At 47.5% G+C, this 1,024-nt stretch carries 2 protein-coding genes; both read left to right on the top strand.

The annotated features are described in order from the left end of the window. Positions 1–309 (top strand): hypothetical protein (locus C5O24_RS14675; RefSeq protein WP_500690285.1); only part of this gene is annotated, 309 nt, incomplete at its 5' end. A gap of 6 nt (positions 310–315) precedes the next feature. After that, complete coding sequence (locus C5O24_RS14670; protein WP_071699844.1) at positions 316–549, top strand: MbeD family mobilization/exclusion protein; 234 nt, start codon at positions 316–318, stop codon at positions 547–549. Positions 550–1,024: the final 475 nt, after the last annotated feature.

The raw sequence follows: 1,024 nt of genomic DNA, 5'->3' as shown, positions 1-1,024 counted from the left end.
GATACACACTGGCAAACCGTACTGAAAATGAGCGTGAAACGCTGGCTGTGGCTGATTATCGTCTCAGTGCTGATGTTTGCCACGACCGGGAGTCTGCTGTGGTATCAGGGCATGAAGATAAACGTAAACATGAATATTCTCCGCGAGCAGAAAGAGAGTCTGGAGAAGCTGAACGCGAAGACATGGGGCGTGCGTTATCACGAGGACAGCAACGGGCGTTTTCTGGTGTTGCCGAAGGGGATGAAAGCCGAAACGAACTGGACGGAGGACAACGGCAAACTGAACGCAGTGAGACTGGTACAGGAGTGACAGAGCATGACGGAGCTGGAAAAACATTTGCTGAACGCATTAGAGCAACTGCAACAGGACTATATGCAGCGGCTGAACGAATGGGAGAGCGCCTTCGTGGAATTGCAGAAGATGTTTTCGCTTACGCAACGGGACAACGCGATGCTGAACGAGCGGGTCATGCAGTTGAGTCAGCAGGTGCAGCACTTGAGCGAGCGGACAGAACGCTTGAGCCAGTTATACAGCGAGAACAGGAGATAAGGGACGAACGGCTGATGCAGGAACGCGAACATGAGTTATCTCTGGAACGGGAGCGGACGCTGGATGGCCCTTCGCTGGGATGGTGACGGAAAGTCCGGTTGAGTCGTAAACAGAATATTTTCCAGAAATGACAGGCTAGTTATTGTGAATATTACCAGTCGTTCTTGCGGTTTATTGATTTTTGTACAGGTTGTTGCTGTTTTTTTTGTAAAGAGGACAGGAATTTTTCTGAAAATGAACTTGCGGGAATGCGCGGGTTATGTAAAAAATATAATTGCGTATCTCCGATATGTTTGTAATACCGATGTGGACACAGCGAATCTGGAAGGGGTCGGAGATGCGCGTTCTCTCATGTGTTAATATTGAGTTCTTACATGTGGTTGCATATTTTTTTTGCATATTTGAAGTCTGCGAATTATATTCTGATATGCAAAAGTCAGGACTAGACATACTATCCATCGATTCAGTCCTTACC

The sequence above is a fragment of the Paramuribaculum intestinale genome (genome assembly GCF_003024925.1).
GTDB lineage: Bacteria > Bacteroidota > Bacteroidia > Bacteroidales > Muribaculaceae > Paramuribaculum > Paramuribaculum intestinale.
Note: the sequence above shows the minus strand (reverse complement) of the source record. Positions and strands in the feature narration are given on the sequence as shown.

Excerpts from the sequence above, each read along its gene's own strand:
- C5O24_RS14670 (WP_071699844.1), top strand. The coding sequence starts at position 316 with ATGACGGAGCTGGAAAAACATTTGCTGAACGCATTAGAGCAACTGCAA.